This is a genomic window from Pseudomonas sp. NPDC087626, assembly GCF_044743405.1.
Taxonomy (GTDB): domain Bacteria; phylum Pseudomonadota; class Gammaproteobacteria; order Pseudomonadales; family Pseudomonadaceae; genus Aquipseudomonas.
Window position 1 is genome coordinate 61,210 of the sequence record NZ_JBIUWJ010000011.1, and the last position, 19,131, is coordinate 80,340.

14 protein-coding genes are annotated in these 19,131 nt (G+C 63.0%); 8 read left to right on the forward strand and 6 right to left on the reverse strand.

Features of this window, described 5'->3' with window-relative positions; translation table 11 throughout:
• The first annotated feature begins 28 nt into the window (after positions 1 to 28).
• The 3 genes from ACIOVD_RS11565 (at position 29) to ACIOVD_RS11575 (ending at position 4,904) form a co-directional block, all read left to right on the forward strand.
• Positions 29 to 1,234: an efflux RND transporter periplasmic adaptor subunit gene (locus ACIOVD_RS11565; protein WP_401127767.1), complete on the forward strand. Its 1,206-nt coding sequence runs from the start codon at positions 29 to 31 to the stop codon at positions 1,232 to 1,234.
• A 26-nt stretch (positions 1,235 to 1,260) separates the two neighbouring features.
• Positions 1,261 to 4,422, forward strand: a complete 3,162-nt coding sequence (locus tag ACIOVD_RS11570; RefSeq protein ID WP_401127769.1) for a CusA/CzcA family heavy metal efflux RND transporter — start codon at positions 1,261 to 1,263, stop codon at positions 4,420 to 4,422.
• Between the two features lie 149 nt (positions 4,423 to 4,571).
• Positions 4,572 to 4,904 carry a DUF2790 domain-containing protein gene (locus ACIOVD_RS11575; protein WP_401127771.1) on the forward strand — a complete coding sequence of 111 codons (333 nt, stop codon included), beginning with the start codon at positions 4,572 to 4,574 and terminating at the stop codon, positions 4,902 to 4,904.
• A gap of 173 nt (positions 4,905 to 5,077) precedes the next feature.
• Here the strand turns inward: ACIOVD_RS11575 and ACIOVD_RS11580 are convergent, their stop codons facing one another.
• Both ACIOVD_RS11580 and ACIOVD_RS11585 read right to left on the reverse strand, forming a co-directional pair.
• On the reverse strand, positions 5,078 to 5,293 hold the full coding sequence (locus ACIOVD_RS11580) for a hypothetical protein (protein ID WP_401127773.1): 216 nt from the start codon (positions 5,291 to 5,293) through the stop codon (positions 5,078 to 5,080).
• 173 nt (positions 5,294 to 5,466) lie between these two features.
• Positions 5,467 to 6,792 (reverse strand): OprD family porin, encoded by a 1,326-nt coding sequence (locus ACIOVD_RS11585; RefSeq protein WP_401127775.1) that lies wholly within the window; start codon positions 6,790 to 6,792, stop codon positions 5,467 to 5,469.
• 256 nt (positions 6,793 to 7,048) lie between these two features.
• On the opposite strand from ACIOVD_RS11585, the gene ACIOVD_RS11590 reads away from it, so the two are divergent.
• Entirely contained in the window at positions 7,049 to 8,992 is a 1,944-nt protein-coding gene (locus ACIOVD_RS11590) for a DNA topoisomerase III (RefSeq protein WP_159998840.1), read from the forward strand.
• 153 nt (positions 8,993 to 9,145) lie between these two features.
• Here ACIOVD_RS11590 and ACIOVD_RS11595 read toward each other — a convergent pair whose 3' ends face one another.
• The 4 genes from ACIOVD_RS11595 to ACIOVD_RS11610 all read right to left on the reverse strand — a co-directional run bounded on the left by ACIOVD_RS11595 (position 9,146) and on the right by ACIOVD_RS11610 (position 13,672).
• On the reverse strand, positions 9,146 to 9,724 hold the full coding sequence (locus tag ACIOVD_RS11595) for a hypothetical protein (protein WP_401127776.1): 579 nt from the start codon (positions 9,722 to 9,724) through the stop codon (positions 9,146 to 9,148).
• A 1-nt stretch (position 9,725) separates the two neighbouring features.
• Positions 9,726 to 11,894 carry a xanthine dehydrogenase family protein molybdopterin-binding subunit gene (locus tag ACIOVD_RS11600; protein WP_095168711.1) on the reverse strand — a complete coding sequence of 723 codons (2,169 nt, stop codon included), beginning with the start codon at positions 11,892 to 11,894 and terminating at the stop codon, positions 9,726 to 9,728.
• A gap of 2 nt (positions 11,895 to 11,896) precedes the next feature.
• Complete coding sequence (locus ACIOVD_RS11605; RefSeq protein WP_095168710.1) at positions 11,897 to 12,358, reverse strand: (2Fe-2S)-binding protein; 462 nt, start codon at positions 12,356 to 12,358, stop codon at positions 11,897 to 11,899.
• Between the two features lie 159 nt (positions 12,359 to 12,517).
• A complete protein-coding gene (locus ACIOVD_RS11610; RefSeq protein ID WP_401127779.1) occupies positions 12,518 to 13,672 on the reverse strand; it encodes an NnrS family protein in 1,155 nt (384 codons plus the stop codon).
• A 358-nt stretch (positions 13,673 to 14,030) separates the two neighbouring features.
• On the opposite strand from ACIOVD_RS11610, the gene ACIOVD_RS11615 reads away from it, so the two are divergent.
• The 4 genes from ACIOVD_RS11615 to ACIOVD_RS11630 all read left to right on the forward strand — a co-directional run bounded on the left by ACIOVD_RS11615 (position 14,031) and on the right by ACIOVD_RS11630 (position 19,129).
• A complete protein-coding gene (locus ACIOVD_RS11615; RefSeq protein ID WP_095168708.1) occupies positions 14,031 to 14,555 on the forward strand; it encodes a sigma-70 family RNA polymerase sigma factor in 525 nt (174 codons plus the stop codon).
• 6 nt (positions 14,556 to 14,561) lie between these two features.
• Positions 14,562 to 15,554, forward strand: coding sequence for a FecR domain-containing protein (locus ACIOVD_RS11620; protein WP_159996265.1), 993 nt, complete (start codon positions 14,562 to 14,564; stop codon positions 15,552 to 15,554).
• 112 nt (positions 15,555 to 15,666) lie between these two features.
• Positions 15,667 to 18,147 carry a TonB-dependent siderophore receptor gene (locus tag ACIOVD_RS11625; protein ID WP_401127782.1) on the forward strand — a complete coding sequence of 827 codons (2,481 nt, stop codon included), beginning with the start codon at positions 15,667 to 15,669 and terminating at the stop codon, positions 18,145 to 18,147.
• Positions 18,148 to 18,295: 148 nt separating this feature from the next.
• On the forward strand, positions 18,296 to 19,129 hold the full coding sequence (locus ACIOVD_RS11630) for a helix-turn-helix domain-containing protein (protein ID WP_401127784.1): 834 nt from the start codon (positions 18,296 to 18,298) through the stop codon (positions 19,127 to 19,129).
• Positions 19,130 to 19,131: the final 2 nt, after the last annotated feature.

Below are 19,131 nucleotides of genomic sequence, written 5' to 3' on the forward strand. Positions count from 1 at the left end.
TACTGACCCAACGGTGCCTGGAGTATCCATGGACAAAAAAGCCATCCTGGCCATCGCTTTGACCCTGAGCGCCGGCATCGGCCTCGGCTCATTGCTGACCACCCGCGCCACGTCTGCGACCGATGCAGAGCAGGCGCACGCCGAGCACGGCACACCCGCCCAGATCACGGTCGACAAAGCAACTGAAGCAGAACCGGAGGAAGCCGAAGGTCACCTGACGCTCAGCGAGGAGCAAATCAACTCCGCCGGCATTCAACTGGCCGAGGCACGGCCACAGGTCATGGCGCTGTCCCTGGCGTTCCCCGGTGAAGTACGTTTCGACGAAGACCGCACTGCTCACATCGTTCCCCGCGCACCCGGGGTGGTCGAGCAGGTGCTGGTCAACCTCGGACAAGCGGTGAAAAAGGGCCAGTTGCTGGCGGTGATTGCCAGCCCGCAAATCTCCGAGCAACGCAGTGAGCAGGCGGCAGCCCAGCGTCGCGTTGAATTGGCGCGCAGCACCTTTGAGCGTGAACGCCAGTTGTGGCAGGAGCAGATTTCCGCCGAGCAGGATTTTCTGCAAGCGCGCCAGGCCCTGCAAGAAGCCGAGATCGCCCTGAACAACGCACGCCAGAAAATCAGCGCCTTGAGTGGCAGCAGCGCTACCGGTGGTGGCAATCGTTATGAGTTGCGTGCGCCCTTCGACGCGATGGTGGTGGAAAAACACCTGACCCTGGGGGAAGTGGTAAACGACTCCACCAGCGTGTTTACCCTCTCCGACCTGTCGCGGGTCTGGGTAACGTTTGGGGTTTCGCCAAAGGATCTGGGCAGCGTACGAGTCGGCACGGCGGTCAACGTCAATGCCCCGGAACTGAATGCCGAAGTGGCGGGCAACGTGTCCTACGTCGGCAGCCTGCTGGGCGAGCAAACCCGCACGGCCACGGTCCGGGCCAGCCTCGCCAACCCAGACGGCGCCTGGCGTCCGGGGTTGTTCGTGACCGTGCGGGTCACGACCGATACCCGCCAGGCCCCGGTCACCGTCCCTGAAACCGCGATTCAGACCATTGAGGACAGCCCCAGTGTTTTCCTGCGCACTGACGACGGCTTTGAGGCTCGGACAGTGGTGCTCGGCAGCCGCTCCGCAGGCCAGGTGGAAATCCTCCAGGGGCTGGATGCCGGGGCGCACGTCGCCACGGCGGGCAGCTTCATCCTCAAGTCAGAACTGGGCAAGGCTTCGGCCGAGCACGCTCACTGATCCGCTATCGGCACAAGAAGGTCCTCATGTTCGAACGCCTGATCCAATTCGCCATCCAGCAGCGCATCATCGTGCTGCTCGCGGTTCTACTCATGGCTGGCCTGGGTATCGCCAGCTACCAGAAGTTGCCGATCGACGCCGTGCCGGACATCACCAACGTCCAGGTGCAGATCAACACAGCGGCAGCCGGGTTCTCGCCGCTGGAAACCGAGCAGCGCATCACTTTCCCCATCGAAACGGCCATGGCCGGGTTGCCGGCGCTGGAACAGACCCGTTCGCTGTCACGCTCAGGGCTATCGCAAGTGACGGTGATCTTCAAGGAAGGCACCGACCTGTTCTTTGCGCGGCAATTGGTCAATGAAAGGCTGCAGGTGGCCAAGGAGCAACTGCCTCCGGGCGTCGAGGCCGTCATGGGCCCCATCTCCACGGGGCTCGGGGAGATTTTCCTGTGGACCGTGGAAGCCAGCGCCGATGCGCGCAAGGAGGACGGCAGCGCGTACACCCCCACCGATTTGCGGGTGATCCAGGACTGGATCATCAAGCCGCAACTGCGCAATGTGCCCGGTGTGGCGGAGATCAACACCATCGGCGGCTTTGCCAAGGAGTATCAGATTGCCCCCGACCCCAAGCGCCTGGCCGCCTACAAGCTGACGTTGACCGACCTGGTGAGCGCACTGGAACGCAACAACGCCAACGTCGGTGCCGGGTACATCGAGCGCAGTGGGGAGCAGTTGCTGATTCGCGCTCCCGGTCAGGTGGCGAGTCTCGATGACATCGCCAACATCGTCATGGCCAACGTCGACGGCACACCAATCCGGATCAAGAACGTCGCCAGTGTCGACATCGGCCGTGAATTACGCACCGGTGCTGCCACTGAAAACGGCCGGGAAGTGGTACTCGGCACGGTGTTCATGCTGATCGGCGAGAACAGCCGCACGGTGTCGCAAGCGGTGGCCAGCAGGCTTGAGCAGATCAACCGGACCCTGCCTCAGGGCGTGGTCGCGGTGACGGTGTACGACCGCACCACGCTGGTCGACAAAGCCATTGCTACGGTCAAGAAAAACCTCATCGAAGGCGCGATCCTGGTGATCGCCATATTGTTCCTGTTCCTGGGCAATATCCGCGCAGCGCTGATCACTGCCATGGTGATCCCCCTGGCCATGCTCTTCACCTTCACCGGCATGTTCACCAACAAGGTCAGCGCCAACCTGATGAGCCTCGGCGCGCTGGACTTCGGCATTATCGTCGACGGCGCAGTGGTCATCGTCGAGAACGCCATCCGCCGTCTGGCCCACGCCCAGCAGCAACATGGCCGCATTCTCACTCGCTCCGAGCGCTTCCATGAAGTCTTCGCGGCAGCCAGGGAAGCACGACGGCCACTGATCTACGGCCAATTGATCATCATGGTGGTGTACTTGCCGATCTTTGCCCTGACCGGGGTCGAGGGCAAAATGTTTCATCCAATGGCGTTCACCGTGGTGATTGCCCTGCTCGGCGCCATGCTGCTCTCGGTGACCTTCGTGCCGGCGGCGATCGCGATGTTTGTCACCGGCAAGGTCAAGGAAGGCGAGAACCTGGTCATGCGCGGCGCGCGCCGGGCCTATGCTCCGGCACTGGATTGGGTCATGGGGCACCGCCAACTGGCGTTCGCCCTGGCGCTCGCGATGATCGGCGTCTGCACGGTGGTCGCCAGCCGCATGGGCAGTGAGTTCGTGCCCAGCCTCAGCGAAGGCGACTTCGCCCTGCAAGCCTTGCGCGTACCGGGCACCAGCCTGAGCCAATCAGTGGACATGCAACAGCGCCTGGAAACGCTGCTGCTGGAAAAGATCCCCGAAGTGCAACGTGTATTCGCCCGCACCGGTACTGCCGAGATCGCCTCCGACCCGATGCCGCCAAACATCTCCGACAGCTACGTGATGCTCAAGCCGCAGCAACAGTGGCCCGACCCGAACAAAAGCCGCGAGGCGCTGATCGCCGATATCCAGCGGGTGACCGCACTGTTGCCGGGCAGTAACTATGAGTTGTCGCAACCAATCCAGCTGCGCTTCAACGAGCTGATTTCCGGGGTGCGCAGCGACGTCGCGGTCAAGGTCTTCGGTGACGACATGGACGTACTCAACAGCACCGCGACGAAGATTGCGGCGACGCTGCAAAAAATCGATGGCGCCTCGGAGGTCAAGGTCGAACAGACCACCGGCCTACCGGTATTGACCATCAATATCGACCGCGACAAGGCCGCGCGTTACGGGCTCAACGTCGGTGATGTGCAAGACACCATAGCGGTGGCGGTTGGCGGACGCCAGGCCGGCATCCTGTATGAAGGAGATCGACGCTTCGACATGGTGGTGCGTTTGTCCGACGCTATGCGCAAGGACATCGAGGGCCTGTCGAAGCTGCTGATCCCAGTACCCGCCCTGCTCAACGGCAGTGCCAATACCATCGGCTTCATAGCCCTGGCGGACGTTGCCAGCCTGGATCTAGTGCTCGGGCCAAACCAGGTCAGTCGCGAGAATGGCAAGCGCCTGGTGATTGTCAGTGCCAACGTGCGTGGCCGCGATATCGGTTCGTTCGTGCAGCAGGCCAGTGCCCAGATCGAGCAGCAGGTACAGATTCCTGCCGGTTACTGGACCTCCTGGGGTGGCCAGTTCGAGCAGCTGCAGTCGGCTGCCAAGCGCCTGCAGATTGTGGTGCCGGTGGCCTTGCTGCTGGTGTTCGCGCTGCTATTTATGATGTTCAACAACCTCAAGGATGGCTTGTTGGTGTTCACCGGCATCCCGTTCGCCTTGACCGGTGGTGTTATGGCCCTGTGGCTGCGGGATATTCCACTGTCGATCTCCGCCGGCGTGGGGTTCATCGCGCTGTCCGGAGTGGCAGTGCTCAACGGCCTGGTGATGATCGCCTTCATCCGCAACCTGCGCGAGCAAGGTCGATCCCTTGGCGTGGCCGTCAACGAAGGCGCCTTGACGCGCTTGCGTCCGGTGCTGATGACCGCGCTGGTGGCGTCCCTGGGCTTCATCCCCATGGCCCTGGCAACCGGTACCGGTGCCGAGGTCCAACGGCCCCTGGCTACCGTGGTGATCGGTGGAATCCTGTCGTCGACGGCCCTCACGTTATTGATATTGCCGGCGCTGTATCACTGGGCCCATCGGCGGGATGAAGAGGCAGTGAGCGAAAACCCAGCGCACTAATCTATTCGTGCTTACTTGCCCGCAGTCATTAATGACTGCGGGTTTTTTAGTGTTTTGGGTATTGGCATGACTGATCTGTCATCGTGCCGCCACGTCGACGACAGGTCGGGATTGATAATATTGCGCTTTATTTAACCGAGGTAATCGACATGAAACTTAGCCAACTTATCAGCCTCACCGCAGCACTGATTGTGTCCACTAACACCCTCGCCGAAAGTGGCGGCGACAAACGATTTGAAACGATGATGCAGAACAATCGGATGGCCATGCAGCGCTATGCCGCCCAACAAGGCAAGGAACAACCCATCGTCAAGGAATATGCCTATGGCATGAAACTGGATGTGGTCAAAGTGGTGAATGTCACTCCCCCGATAAAGTCCTGCGGGCCCGTGCCGGCGCAGATGACCTATGAAGACGCCCGCGGGCAACTCAATACCCTGCGCTACACCGTTGCCGGCGGCTGCAACCGTCGCGGCGGTTGACCCCGCTGAGCCCGGCAACGTCCGCCCCGCTGGAGCGAGCGCACTCGCTCCAGCGGCTAAGACAGCAGCAACAATCTGGAGAACAAAAAAAAGCGTCCCGAAGGACGCTGAAAAATTCACCTCTTCCAAAGGAGCACGACGCTACCAAGGTGAATGGACACTGTGAACGGTGATCAACCCTCCGAGTTCTTGCCCTGCTTGTCCTCATCCTGTGCGTCAGCGTTGGCCGTCGACTGAACATCAACCGTGCTCGAAGTACCGTGCACTTGTTGCTGACTCAATTTGAACGCTGCCAGGTATTGCTGAGAACGCTCGGCGCCCCCTTCGGCAAACACACTGCTGCTGGCCACGGCAACTACCGCAATAAACACGAACTTCGCAAGTTTCATGACAGGCTTCCTCTTACCATTATCGGAAAGACTCGCCGACCTAGTGGCCTTCAAGTCTTTGGCTTGCCGACAAGTATAAAAAAGCCAAGTTAACAGGAGCATGGGCGGGACATTACATTCTTGATAGGTTGGCTATTAAAACTGGGCCAAACGGCTTATCCCATCACCCACTATTAAAGAATCGCCAAAGGGTATTCGACAATCAGCCTGACTTCGTCCAGATCCGACTCGAATGCCGTGGCCCGGGTGTTCGCCTGGCGCACGCGCAACGACAGATCCTTGAGCGATCCGGACTGCACCACGTATTTGACTTCGATATCCCGCTCCCAGCGCTTCTGGTCCGTCAACGGATTGCCTTCGGCATCGCGGCGCATGTACACCGCGTTGGCGTTGGAGTAGTCGGCATCACTGCCGCGACCATAACGGGTCATGAAACTCAGGCCCGGAACTCCGTACGTGGTCATGTCCAGGTCATAACGCACCATCCACGAACGCTCCTTGGGCGAATTGAAGTCGCTGTACTGGATCGAGTTATCGAGGAAGATCGAGTCCGACTGTCGCAGGTAGTCGAAGTCATCGCTGCCGTTATTGCGCTGGTGGGACAGCGCCAGGCTGTGGGCACCGAACTTCACCCCGGCCTTGGCACTCCAGATGTTGTTATCGAACCGGCCCAGCAACTGCTGGCCCTCATCCACCGCCTTGTAATAGTTCAAGCCACCAAACAGCGAGACCTCGTCGGCCAACGGATAGCTCAGGGTTGTACCGGCGTAGTACTGATTCCAGGCGTCCTTCAGTCGGCTGGAATACAGGCTGACGCTGACGTGCCGGTTGAGGCTGTAATCGCCGCCGAAATACGCCACCCAAGGCGAGTTGACCGGCCCGGCATAAAAGGTTGCGAAGTTGTCGCGCATGTTGCTCGAAACCGGCTGGCTCATCGCGTGCAGACGACCGCCCTGCAGCGTCAGGCCCTCCAGGCTGGTGTTACTGGCCGTGACCCCGGTGAAGCTTTCCGGCAGCAGTCGCGAATCACCGGCAGCCACCACCGGCGTCGCAGGAAACACATCGCCCACCTTGACCACCGTATCAAACGCACGAAGTTTCGCCGCGCCTCCGAGCTTGGTGTATTCATCGCGGGCCTCGCCCCGTGCGTCGACCGGCAATACATCGAACGAACTGCGTCCGCCATTGCGCCCGTCGCCGGTGTCCAGTTTCAGGCCGATCATGGCGAAGGCATCCACCCCGAACCCCACAGTGCCCTGGGTGAATCCCGATTCGAACTTGCTGATAATCCCTTGTGCCCAGGCCTCGGAATAACCATTGCCCGTAGGGCTGGACTGGCCGTTGCGGTGATCACGGTTGAAGTAATAGTTGCGGTTGAGCACCGTCAGGCTGCTGCCCTCGACAAAACCCTCGGGCTTCTCTTCGGCCACTGCCAGTGAAGCGCCGGAACCGACCAGGGTTGCTATCGCCGCCAGGGTCAACGTTGTGCTGTTATTCATCTTTCGCTCCTGAATGTTTGGCGCAAAGTCTTGTTGTAGTGCGGGGCCGGGCGCCCCGGGTCCGCCGAGCGATATCGTGGCAAGCACGAGATAACGTGAAGATGATGGGCGAATGACAATTTCGTCATGCACGGGCGTGGTGTCGGGCGCAATGGCCGGCAACGCCTTTGACTGTACATCCATACAGATAAAGATTGATCCAGGCCGCTGCACCGCGCATGCTGTGCAGCTTGTTACCTGAAGACTGATGGTCGATATGCGTCTGTATCTGTGTGAAAAACCTTCCCAGGCCAAAGACATTGCCGCGGTGCTCGGCGCCAGCCGGCGTGGCGATGGCTGCTGGCTGGGGTCGGGGATCACCGTCACCTGGTGCATCGGCCACTTGCTGGAAACCGCGCCACCGGATGCCTACGACGCCCGTTATAAACGCTGGGTGCTGGCAGACCTGCCGATCATTCCCGAGAAGTGGAAGATGCTGGTCAAGCCCAAGACCGCCAGCCAGTTCAAGGCGGTCAAGCGCCTGCTGGGCGAGGCCCAGGAACTGGTGATCGCTACCGACGCCGACCGGGAGGGGGAAATGATTGCCCGCGAACTGGTGGAGCACTGTCGCTATCGCGGACCGATCCAGCGGCTGTGGTTGTCGGCGCTCGACGATGCCTCGATCCGCAAGGCCCTGGCGGCCCTCAAGCCGGGAGCGGAAACCTTCAGCCTGTATCACTCGGCACTGGGTCGCTCGCGGGCCGACTGGTTGATCGGCATGAACATGAGCCGGCTGTTCACCCTGCTCGGGCGCCAGTCCGGTTACCAGGGCGTACTGCCGGTGGGTCGGGTGCAGACCCCGACCCTGCGCCTGGTGGTGGACCGCGACCGCAGCATCGCCGACTTCGTGCCGGTGCCCTATTGGGCTATCGACGTGCAGTTGCTGCACGACGGTATGCCGTTTACCGCCCAATGGCGGGCGCCGTCGGACCTGTGCGATGAACAGGACCGCTGCCTCAATCAAGCACTGGCCCAACAAGCGGCGCACGCCATGCGCAATGCCGCCAGTGCGCGCCTGGTCACACTGCGCACCGAGCGGATGCGGGAGGTCGCACCACTGCCGTTCGACCTCGGCACCCTGCAGGAAATCTGCTCGAAAAAGCTCGGCCTGGGGGCCCAGGAAACCCTCGACGTGGCCCAGGCGCTGTACGAAACCTACAAAGTCATCACCTACCCGCGCAGTGACTGCGGCTACCTGCCCGTGAGCCAGCATGGCGAAGCGGCGGCGATTCTCCAGGCCCTGGGCCGCGCGGACCCAAGCCTCGCGCCATTGCTCCAGCACCTGCAACCGCAACGCCGCTCCCGGGCCTGGAACGATGCCAAGGTCAGCGCCCACCACGGCATCATCCCCACTGCCGCCGCCCACAACTTCGAGCGCCTGAGCGGCAAGCACCGGGCGGTCTACACCTTGATTCGTGCGCGCTACCTGGCGCAGTTCCTACCCAACCATGAGTACGACCGCACCCAGGCCGACTTCGACTGTGCCGGTCAGGCACTGCGCGCGGTGGGCAAGCAGGTGGTGGAACCGGGTTGGAAACGCGCCATGCCCGAGGCCCTGGCAGCGGCCAAGGGACGCGAACCAGCCGCCCCGCAAAACCTGCCACCCTTGACCCAGGGCAGCGACTATCCAGTTGCCGGCGTCAACCTCAAGGACCTGTGGACCCAGCCACCCAAGCCGTTTACCGAAGGCGACCTGATCAAGGCCATGAAAAACGTGGCCAAGCTGGTGCAGGACCCGCTGCTCAAGCAAAAGCTCAAGGACACCACCGGCATCGGCACCGAAGCCACCCGCGCGGGGATCATCCAGGGGCTGCTGGACCGTGGTTACCTGGTCAAGCACGGCAAGGCGCTGGCTGCCACGCCGGCGGCCTTCAGCCTGATCGACGCCGTCCCCCGGGCCATCGCCGATCCCGGCACCACGGCCATCTGGGAACAAGCCCTGGACATGGTGCAGAGCGGTGAGATGAGCCTGGAAGAGTTTGTCGCCAAGCAGGCCGCCTGGATGAGCAAGCAAGTGGGCCGCTGCACCGGCCTGCGCCTGACCATCAGCGGCCCGGCAAGCCCAGCCGGCAAAGGCGCGACACCCTGGAAAGGCAAACGCAAGAGCACTGCGCGCAAAACCGCAACGACCGGCAAACGCAAGGCCAAGCCCAAGGCCTGAGGCAACTGCCAAACTTGTAGGAGCGAGCTTGCTCGCGATGGCGGTGGGTCAGGCACCATCGATGTTGAATGCCCTGACCCCATCGTCGGAACGCCGCCCGGAGCAAGCCCGCTCCCACAGTGTTTTTGCCTGACCGCAGATCTCACCTGTCCCCTAACTCCCCGCCACCGGACAAGGCCCGCCCGCCTCGGCCCACACTTTGAACTGGCTGACAAACACGTCATGGGGCACCGGCACCGGCGCTCGGTTACCGCCGGGGTTCCAGCCCCAAAGCACCAGCTTGTCATCGCTGACATGCTTGATCAGCGCAGCAAAGTCGCGGTCGCCGTTGCTCGAACGGTCCTTGATCATCTGGCACAACTGATCGGCCGGCAGCCCGATCCAGGCCATTTTGTGCGCGGCCGGTGGCAGGCTCCAGTGAGGGGCACCGGGTGGCGCGTGGGGGCCATAGCTGGCCGGAGGATTGGACTCGGCATGACAAGTAGCACAGGGCAAGCCAGCAGACCCCTTGCCCTCCACCCCGCGCACCACATTCATCCCGTGGGTCAGCCCGGCATCGAACTGCAAAGGCGCATCCCCAGGAATATGGCAGTTCTGGCAGCGCGGGCTCTGGAACACCTTCTGCACCGTGCCAAATGCGCTCAGCGTCGGCGACTCTTCGGCGAACAGGTCCGAGGTGTAGCCGCCCACCCCGAGCAACAGCAACGTGGCCAAAAACAGGTGGCGTCTCATCTCACACCCCCTCCAGTTGCAACGGCAACTCACGCAGGCGTTGCCCGGTCAGCGCGTACACCGCATTGGCCACCGCCGGCGCAGTGGGTGGCACGCCAGCCTCGCCAATACCGCCCGGCTTCTCGTTGCTGGGCAGGATGTGCACCTGCACCTCGGGCATTTCATTGAGCCGCAGCACCTGGTAGTCGTGGTAGTTGGACTGCACCACCTGGCCATCCTTGAAGGTCACCTTGCTGTGCAAGGTGAAACCCAGGCCGAAAGTGATGCAGGACTCCATCTGCGCGGCAATGCTCGCCGGGTTCACCGCAATCCCGCAATCGACGGCGCAGACCACCCGGTGCACGCGGATTTTCAGGTTGTCCTGGGACACTTCCGTGACTTGCGCGACATAACTGCCAAAGGACTCGTGCACCGCCACCCCCAAGGCATGCCCCGCTGGCAAGGGCGCCTGCCAGTTGGCTTTTTCCACGGCCAGGTTGAGCACCCCGAGGTGCCGTGGATGGTCCTTGAGCAAGGTCCGCCGGTAGTCCACCGGGTCCTTGCCCGCCGCTGCGGCCAGTTCGTCGATCAAGGATTCCATGACAAAGGCGGTGTGGGTGTGCCCCACCGAACGCAGCCACAGCACGCTGATGCCGGTCTTGGGTGAGTGCAGGTCGACCCGGTGATTGGCCAGGCCGACCAGGTAGGGACTGTCCGCCACCCCTTCGACCGAAGTCTTGTCGATGCCGTCCTTGACCATGCTTGCCTCCAACATGGTCCCGGCCATGATCGACTGGCCCACCAGCACATGCTGCCAGGCCAATGGCAGGCCGTCCGGCCCCAGGCCGATCCGCGCGTGATGCAGAAAGGCCGAGCGGTAATAGCCGCCACGGATGTCATCTTCGCGCGACCAAACGGTTTTCACTGGCGCACCAGCGGCGTGGGCCACTTGCACCGCCTCACTGACAAAATCCGAGGTCGGGTTGGCCCGCCGACCGAAGCCGCCGCCAAGGAATTCGGTATGAATCACCACCTGCTCGGGCTTGAGCCCGGTGATCTTCGCCGCGACCATCTGGTCCAGGGTCTGGAACTGGGTACCGGTCCAGATCTCGCATTGCTGGTTGGTAATGCGCACCGTGCAGTTGAGCGGCTCCATCGGCGCATGCGCCAGATACGGCACGCTGTACTCGACATCCACGGTCTTCGTCGCCTTGGCCAACGCCGCGCTGACATCCCCCGCCTGGCTGGCCGGGGTGCCCGCGGTGGTGGCCAGCTTGCGAAAGCCCTGCAGCAGGGCAACGCTGTCCAGGCCAGCATTGGGACCCAGGTCCCAGTCGATTTTCAGCGCATCGCGCCCCAGCTTGGCGGCCCAATAATGATCGGCCACCACCGCCACGCCCGTGGGCACCTGCAGCACCTTGTGCACTCCGGGCACCGCCAGCGCGGCCTGAGCGTCGAACGAGCGGACGCTGCCGCCCAGTACCGGTGGACGGGCGACCATGGCGGTGAGCAGGCCCTCGAACTGCACGTCCATGCCGAACTTGGCCTGGCCGGTGATTTTTTCCGGGGAGTCCAGGCGCTTGGTCGGCTTGCCGATCAGGGTCCAGTCCTTGGCTTGCTTGAGCTTGATCGACGCCGGATCCGGCACCGGCAGTTGCCCCGCCTCATTGGCCAGTTCGCCATAGCTGGCCCGCTGCTCGCCGGCAATTACCACTCCCGCCTCAGTGCGCACCTGGGATGGCGCAACGTTGAAGCGCTTGGCGCCAGCCTCGATCAACATCAGGCGTGCGGCGGCACCGGCCTGGCGATAGCGGTCGAACTCCATCCAGGTCGAGGTCGAGCCCCCGGTGATCTGCATGCCGCCAAAGGCTGGCAGGCCGTACAACGCCGCCGATGCCGGGCCGTGTTCGACGCGAATCTTGCTCCAATCCGCGTCCAGCTCCTCGGCGATCAGCATGGTCAGGCCGGTCCAGATGCCCTGGCCCATTTCCGAGTGCCCCAACAGTATGGTGACGCTGCTGTCCGGGGCGATCCGCAAAAACGCGTTGGGCGCAAAGCCAGGATCGGCGGCTGTGGCAGCGCGGGCAAAACGATTGGCCCCGGGGATCACAAACCCCACCACCAGGCCGGCGCCCAGCACGGCGCTGCCTTTGAGAAAGGACCGGCGCGAGCTATCAATGAGTACGCTCATGCTCAGGCCTCCCCGATTTGCGCAGCACGCTTGATCGCCGCCCGAATACGCGGGTAGGTGCCACAGCGGCAAATGTTGCCCGACAGCGCCTGATCGATATCGCTGTCGGTCGGCGCGGGAATTTTCGCCAGCAAGGCCACTGCCGACATGATCTGCCCAGACTGGCAGTAACCGCATTGCACCACGTCGATCTCGGCCCAGGCCCTCTGCACCGGGTGCGAGCCGTCGCTGGACAAGCCTTCGATGGTGACTATCTTCTGCCCCTTGGCCACTGCCGCAGCCGGGGTAATGCACGAGCGCAAGGGCGCACCGTCGACATGCACGGTGCAGGCCCCGCATTGCGCCATGCCGCAGCCGAATTTGGTCCCGGTCAAGTGCGCGACATCGCGCAACACCCACAACAGTGGCATGTCGCCGGGCACTTCCAGGGGTTGATCGATGCCATTGATATTGAACGTCAGCACGGCAATCTCCTCAGGGACGGTCAGGACTCACGGTGTCCTGGGTCAGCGTCGCTGTGGCATCGAGTGCCTACGCGCGCTGGTGGTTGTCCCTTGAGCTAAGCGCAATTCCCCCGGCAATTGGGCTGGCGCGACCACCGGTCAGGCACCGATCTAACCGTCCTACACCCTGGGCCCGCTTAAAATCCGCGTGTAACCCTGCAAAAACAGGGCGAACGCCAGGCACCAGCACAACGCTGAAATCCCCAGGCCATGGCTGTTGAACGGCACCAGCAACACCCGGGACAGACCGGCCAGCAGCACCAGGGCGAATCCCAGCACCACCCCTTTGGGCGGCTGCAGCGGGCGCCCGGTATGCCCCAGGCTGACCCGGGCGATCATCGCCAGCACCAGGCCGCCGATGCCGCCGACCGCCAGCGCGTGGGTGGCCAGGCTCTGTTGCGCCAGCACCCCCAGTTGCCACAGCGCCATGGCCAGCGCGGCCACCAGCAGCCAGGCATAAGCCAGGTACAGCGACCAGAGCAGTGGTACGCGCCAGATGCCCCGGTCATGCCAACGCCACAGGCGCGCCAGGTGCAGTCCACCGATCAACAAGTACAGCGCCGCCAGCCCGGGCCGCGGCAGGTCGTTGCTGCCGATGCCGATCAGCACCGCCGCCAGCAGGCTGGTTACCAGCAGCACCCGGGTCGGCAGCGGGCTGGCCGGAGTACCTGGCGCGCGTTGCAGGCCGCGTTGAATAAAGAAGGGAATCACCCGCCCACCAATGACACTCATCAACCCCGCCACCAACCACAGTGCCGCCAACACCCCACGGCGCTGCCAGGCCAGGTCCTCGTGGGCCATGCCCCACAGCGTCAGCCACTGACAACCGGCCAACAAGCCGATCATCAACAGGATCGGGTAGTTCTCGGTTTTACGCGCCGCGATCAGGTCCCGTCCAAGCAACAGTGCCAGTAACGGCAGGAACGGCAGTTGCAGAACCAGCAAGGCACTCGCGTCGATCGGCAGCAGCCAGGCCAGGCGAGCCAGCAGCCATACCAGCACCAGGCCCAGCAGCGGCCAGCCGCACACCCCGCGACGGCCGGTCCAGTTGGGGACCGCCGTCAGCAGGAACCCGGCAATGATCGCCGTGGCAAAACCAAAGGGCATTTCGTGCCGATGCCAGGCGACCATGCCGCCCAGGGGCTGGGCCGCCGGCAAGCGCCCGTACAACCACAGACTCCAGATCGCCAGCGCGACACAGGCAAACCCGGCGCCGGCAAGAAAAAACGGGCGAAAACCCAAGCTCCACAGGGGAACATCCTTGATCGAAGGCATGTCAGGCCACCCCGTCTATCAGCCATAGATTGCTGCCGAACATTGTTCGTCACTCCCTAATCCGTCAGTTGTAGCTGATAGCTATCAAGTCCCGTGCCAGCTTCAACCTCCAGCAAACCCTGGCCTTGACAGCTTGAGAGTCATATTGACTGCACACCATTCAGGTCATAACGACCACACCGCACGTCATAATGACTACTTGAACCGGCTGCCTGGACGAATTTACCGTCGGCCGCAGCAATCAAGTGCCTAAAAGCAAACCAATATCATTTGCACCCTGACACACCTTTTGTTTTAATCGCGACCAATTCCCATTTGCACCTCTGGTGCCATCACGCCGTATGGAAATGCGCTCTTTATGATGGTCGTCGAAACCTCACTCGTGCAGAACCTCTACACCAGCCACCATCGCTGGTTGTACGAGCTGCTGCGTCGTCGCCTGAGCAACGCCTTCGATGCCGCGGACCTGGCCCACGACACCTTCATCCGAGTGCTCAAGCGTCCGCAGGAGTTCCAGGGCGAAGTCCATGAGCGCTCCTACCTGGCGACCATCGCCCGTGGCCTGTGCATTGATCACTGGCGCCGCCGACAACTGGAACAGGCCTGGCTGCAGGCACTGAGCGAACGCCCCCAGGCCGTGCAACCCTCTCCCGAGCAACGGGCGATCATCGTCGAAACCCTGCACGAAGTGGACGCCATGTTGCAGCGCCTGCCGCAGCGGGTCAGCGACGCGTTCATCCTCGCGCAACTGCACGGCATGCCCTACAAAGCCATTGGCCTGGAGATCGGCGTGTCCGAGCGTATGGTCAAGAAGTACCTGGCCCAGGCCCTGATGCACTGCGCCATTCTCGAGGCCGAACTCGACGGCCTGCTGATCGAGTAACCGCCCTTGCCCACCCCTGCCTTGAACAAACTCAGTCACGCCAGCCTGCAACAAGCGGCCCATTGGTACGTGCAACTCAACGACCAACAGGTCGGCGAGCAGGAGCGCCTGCGCTGGCAAGCCTGGCTGGCCCAGAGCGGCGAGCATCAGGATGCCTGGCGGTATGTGCAGCGGGTCGGCGAGCGCTTTGCGCCACTGCAGGGCGACACCGATACCCAAGCGGCGAGCAAGGTCTTGCGCGGTTCCGGACGCACCAGCGTCACGCGGCGCCAGACCCTCAAGTCGTTGTTGATCCTGACCTCGGGCAGCCTGCTGGGCTTCGGTGCCTGGCGCCAGACCTCGCTGCCCGCCACCCTGGAGCGCTGGACCGCCGACCTCTCCACCGGCACCGGTGAAATACGCGAAACCCGGCTCAGCGATGGCAGCCAGGTCTGGCTCAACGCCTTGAGCGCGCTGGATGTACGCTTCGACAGCCACCAGCGGCTGCTCAACCTGCGACTCGGCGAAATCCTGATCGACACCGCCAAGGACGCCCTCAGGCCGTTGCGTGTGCACACCGACCAAGGCCTGCTACACGCCCTGGGTACACGCTTCAGTGTGCGCCAGGGCCAGGGCCAGGATCGGACCTTGCTCAGCGTGTTCGAAGGTGCGGTCCAGGTGCGCCTGGCCAACGCCCAGGTGCAGGTGGTGCCCGCTGGCCGACAAATGGCCTTCAGCCAGGATCGCTTCGAGCCTCAACACCCGGTCTCCCCCGCACGCGAAGCCTGGCGCCGTGGCGTGCTGCTGGCGGACAACCTGCCCCTGGGCCAGTTGCTCGAAGAACTGAGCCGCTACCGCCACGGCCATCTGGCCTGCGACCCGGCCGTCGCGCAGATGCCGGTGATGGGCTCCTTCCCGCTCAAGGACACCGACCAGGCCCTGCGCCTGCTGGCCGCCGCGCTGCCAATCGCGGTGGAAAAGCCCATGCCGTGGTGGGTCAACGTCAACGCCAGAAGCTAAAGATCAATCAATTACGAATTATTTTGATTCGCGGTTCCCTTTTGCGTTTTTCGTTCGGATAACCCTGCACAAGTACTTCAATTGCCGATCGACTCGATCCAAAGGGACCCCCATGCCGCACCACGTCGCTGCCCGTTTTCGATTTGCCTTGCGCCCCCTGGCGCTGGCCCTGCCGGCCGCTCTGCTGAGCCTTGCCCCGGCAGTCGCCCATGCCGCTGAAACCGCCGCCAGCGAACAGTCCAGCAGCAAGCGCCAATACAGCATCGCCAGTGGCTCGCTGGTCGCGGCCCTGAACAGCTACGCCGAGCAAAGTGGGGTGTTCCTCGCCGGGCACAACGACCTGGCCAGCGGCAAGCGCAGCCCGGGCCTCAAAGGTAACTTCAGCGCAACCGAAGCCCTGCAGCGCTTGCTGCAAGGCAGTGGCCTGCAGGCCCAGGCCCTGGACAATGGCGGCTACATCCTGCAAGCAGCCCCCAAGGGTGACGGCACCCTGGAACTGGGCGCCACCACCATCTCCGGCCAGGGCCTGGGCGCGACCACCGAAGATACGCACTCCTACACCACCGGCTCGACCGCCACCGCCACCGGACTGCCGCTGTCGCTGCGCGAAACCCCGCAATCGGTGACCGTGATCACCCGCCAGCAAATGGACGACCGTGGCGCCCAGAGCGTCGGCGATGTGTTGCGCAATACCCCAGGCATCAGCCAACAGGCCTACGACAGCGACCGCATGGAGTTTTCCTCCCGCGGCTTTGCCATCACCAACTACCAGTACGATGGCATCAACCGTCCCTACGACGGCGTCTACGGTGAAGCGGCGACCAACGTCGACGCCGCCACCCTGGACCGCATCGAAGTGGTCAAGGGCGCAACCGGCCTGATGACCGGCTCCGGCGACCCCTCCGCCACCGTCAACCTGGTCCGCAAGAAGCCGACCAAGGAATTCAAGGCCTCGGTCAGCGGCACGGCCGGCTCCTGGGACGCCTACCGCACCGAGGGTGATATCTCCGGCCCGCTGAACGACAGCGGTAGCGTGCGCGGGCGCTTTGTCGGCGCCTATCAGGACAAGAACTCCTACCTGGACCACTACAGCCAGAAAAAGGACCTGTTCTACGGCATCCTCGAAGCCGACCTGACCCCCGACACCCTGCTGACCTTCGGCATCGACAAGTCCAGCGTGACCCCGCGTGGCACCTCGTGGACCGGTAACCCGACCTACTTCGCCGACGGCGGCCGCACCGACTTCCCACGGCACTTCAACCCGGGTGCCGACTGGAGCCGTCGCGACTTCGACGACATCACCTACTTCACCTCCCTGGAACAGGCCCTGGCCAACGACTGGACGTTCAAGGTCAGCCTCGACCAGAAAACCACCGACCACGACACCCGCCTGGCCTCGGCCAGCGGCGGCAGCCCGGACCGTGCTACCGGTGAAGGCATGTTCCTGTACTGGGGTCGTTGGGAAGGTCACCGCGTGCAGAACACCGCCGACGCCAACGTCTCGGGGCCGTTTACCCTGGGCGGGCGTGAACACGACCTGGTGGCCGGCGTGATGACCTCGCACTCGCGCCAGACCGGCTCGACCTTCGACACCAGTGCCTTCAGCCAGGTGCCGGGCAGCATTTATGACTGGGACGGCGACCTGCCGTACCAGGAGTTCCCGAAAAACGGCAAGTACGAGCGCACCCAAAGCCAGAACGGCATGTACCTGGCTACCCGTCTGCGTCCTACCGATAACCTGTCGTTCATCCTCGGCAGTCGCGTAAGCACCTTCAAGTACAACGAAGACTATTCCTACACCCAAAGCGCGGGCCTTGACGACACCCACGCCAGCTACAAGGAACACGGGGTCGTCACCCCCTACGCCGGGGTCGTGTATGACCTCAACGATACTTACTCGGTCTACGCCAGCTACACCTCGATCTACCAACCGCAGACCTACAAGGACATCGACGGCAAGACCCTGGCACCGGTCGAAGGCGACAGCTACGAAACCGGGATCAAGGCCGCCTACCTGGACGGCACGCTGAACGCCAGCCTGGCCCTGTTCCGCATCGAACAGGACAACGTCGCCGAGTCGATCGGCACCAACCCGGTCACCAACGAAGGCATCTACAAGGCCATCGACGGCGCGACCACCCAGGGCATCGAGCTGGAGCTGGCCGGTGAGTTGCAAGAAGGCTGGAACCTGATGGCCGGCTACACCTATGCCCGCACCCGTGACCAGGATGAGCAACGGATCTTTGGTTATCCGCTGACCACCTCCAAGCCGGAGCACGTGTTCCGCACGTTCACCTCCTACCGTCTGCCGGGCGCACTGGACAAGGTCACCGTCGGCGGCGGCGTCAGCTGGCAGAGCTCGTTCTACGGCAACATCTACAGCTCAAGCGTGGGTGACTACACCCGGATCAAGCAAGGCGGCTACTCGCTGGTCGACCTGATGACCCGCTACCAGTTCAACGAGCACCTGAGCTTCACCGCCAATGCCAACAACGTCTTCGACAAGAAGTACCTGTCAGGCCTGGGTAACTTCGACACCACCTACTACGGCGAGCCACGCAACCTGATGCTCACCACCAAGTGGGACTTCTAAACCTGTGACACCCGCACGCTGCCCGCTCCCCGGGCAGCGTGCGGTTTCCCCCGCCTGACTACCGACAATCGTCATCCCCCACAACCACGAGCCTTTGCCGTCGCGAGCCATTACACTGGCCCACCGGACTGCCAAAGGACGTTGACCGATGAAGCACGCCATCACCAAAGATGCCGACAAAGCCCCGCGCTTCTGGCGTGATGCGGCCCTGCCCTTCATCGAGGCCCGCGCCATCGCCGATGGCCGCGAAGTCTGCTACGCCCGCCATTCCCACGAACACTTTTCGATCGGCGCAATCACTGCCGGACGCAGCACCTACGTGCATGAACAGGGGGCCTGGCAAGTGGCAACCGGCACCGTGGTCCTGATGAACCCTGGCGACGTGCACGCCTGCAACCCCATCGACGATCAACCCTGGTCGTACCTCATGTTGTATGTCGACACGCCCTGGCTGACAGACCTGCAGCATCAGTTGGGCTTTGCTGCCGAGCTGGATTTTCGCCGGTTCGCCTGCGCCCATACCGCCGACCACGCGCTGTTCGATGGCCTTAACCTGCTGTATGAACTGCTGCTCGATGCCCAGGCCTCCACCCTACAGAAGCACAGCGCCACGGTGGCGTTTTTCACCGAGGTGCAGATCCGTCTCAACCCGGCCCAGGTCATGCTCGATGAGCCCAACAGCAAGCTCGAACGGGCTGCCGAATACATCCGCGAACACTGCACCCAGGCGCTCAAGCTCGAAGACATCTGCGCGGCCGCCGAGCTTTCGGCCTCGTACCTGATCCGCGCGTTCAAGCAGCAGTACGGCATGACGCCCCATGCGTACCTGGTCAACCGCCGCATCCAGTTCGCCCGCCAGCAATTGCGCCAGGGTAGGCTGATCGCCGACGTGGCGCTGGACGCCGGGTTTGCCGACCAGGCGCATTTCCAGCGGGCGTTCAAACAGCACCTGGCCGCGACACCCGGGCAGTATCGCGGCTGACC

What these genes read in the sequence shown, in the direction of transcription:
- ACIOVD_RS11565 (WP_401127767.1), top strand. Translation starts at nt 29, where the DNA reads ATGGACAAAAAAGCCATCCTGGCCATCGCTTTGACCCTGAGCGCCGGC.
- ACIOVD_RS11625 (WP_401127782.1), top strand. Translation starts at nt 15,667, where the DNA reads ATGCCGCACCACGTCGCTGCCCGTTTTCGATTTGCCTTGCGCCCCCTG.
- ACIOVD_RS11570 (WP_401127769.1), top strand. Translation starts at nt 1,261, where the DNA reads ATGTTCGAACGCCTGATCCAATTCGCCATCCAGCAGCGCATCATCGTG.
- ACIOVD_RS11585 (WP_401127775.1), bottom strand. Translation starts at nt 6,792, where the DNA reads ATGAATAACAGCACAACGTTGACCCTGGCGGCGATAGCAACCCTGGTC.
- ACIOVD_RS11595 (WP_401127776.1), bottom strand. Translation starts at nt 9,724, where the DNA reads ATGAGACGCCACCTGTTTTTGGCCACGTTGCTGTTGCTCGGGGTGGGC.
- ACIOVD_RS11600 (WP_095168711.1), bottom strand. Translation starts at nt 11,894, where the DNA reads ATGAGCGTACTCATTGATAGCTCGCGCCGGTCCTTTCTCAAAGGCAGC.
- ACIOVD_RS11630 (WP_401127784.1), top strand. Translation starts at nt 18,296, where the DNA reads ATGAAGCACGCCATCACCAAAGATGCCGACAAAGCCCCGCGCTTCTGG.
- ACIOVD_RS11610 (WP_401127779.1), bottom strand. Translation starts at nt 13,672, where the DNA reads ATGCCTTCGATCAAGGATGTTCCCCTGTGGAGCTTGGGTTTTCGCCCG.
- ACIOVD_RS11615 (WP_095168708.1), top strand. Translation starts at nt 14,031, where the DNA reads ATGATGGTCGTCGAAACCTCACTCGTGCAGAACCTCTACACCAGCCAC.
- ACIOVD_RS11590 (WP_159998840.1), top strand. Translation starts at nt 7,049, where the DNA reads ATGCGTCTGTATCTGTGTGAAAAACCTTCCCAGGCCAAAGACATTGCC.
- ACIOVD_RS11575 (WP_401127771.1), top strand. Translation starts at nt 4,572, where the DNA reads ATGAAACTTAGCCAACTTATCAGCCTCACCGCAGCACTGATTGTGTCC.
- ACIOVD_RS11580 (WP_401127773.1), bottom strand. Translation starts at nt 5,293, where the DNA reads ATGAAACTTGCGAAGTTCGTGTTTATTGCGGTAGTTGCCGTGGCCAGC.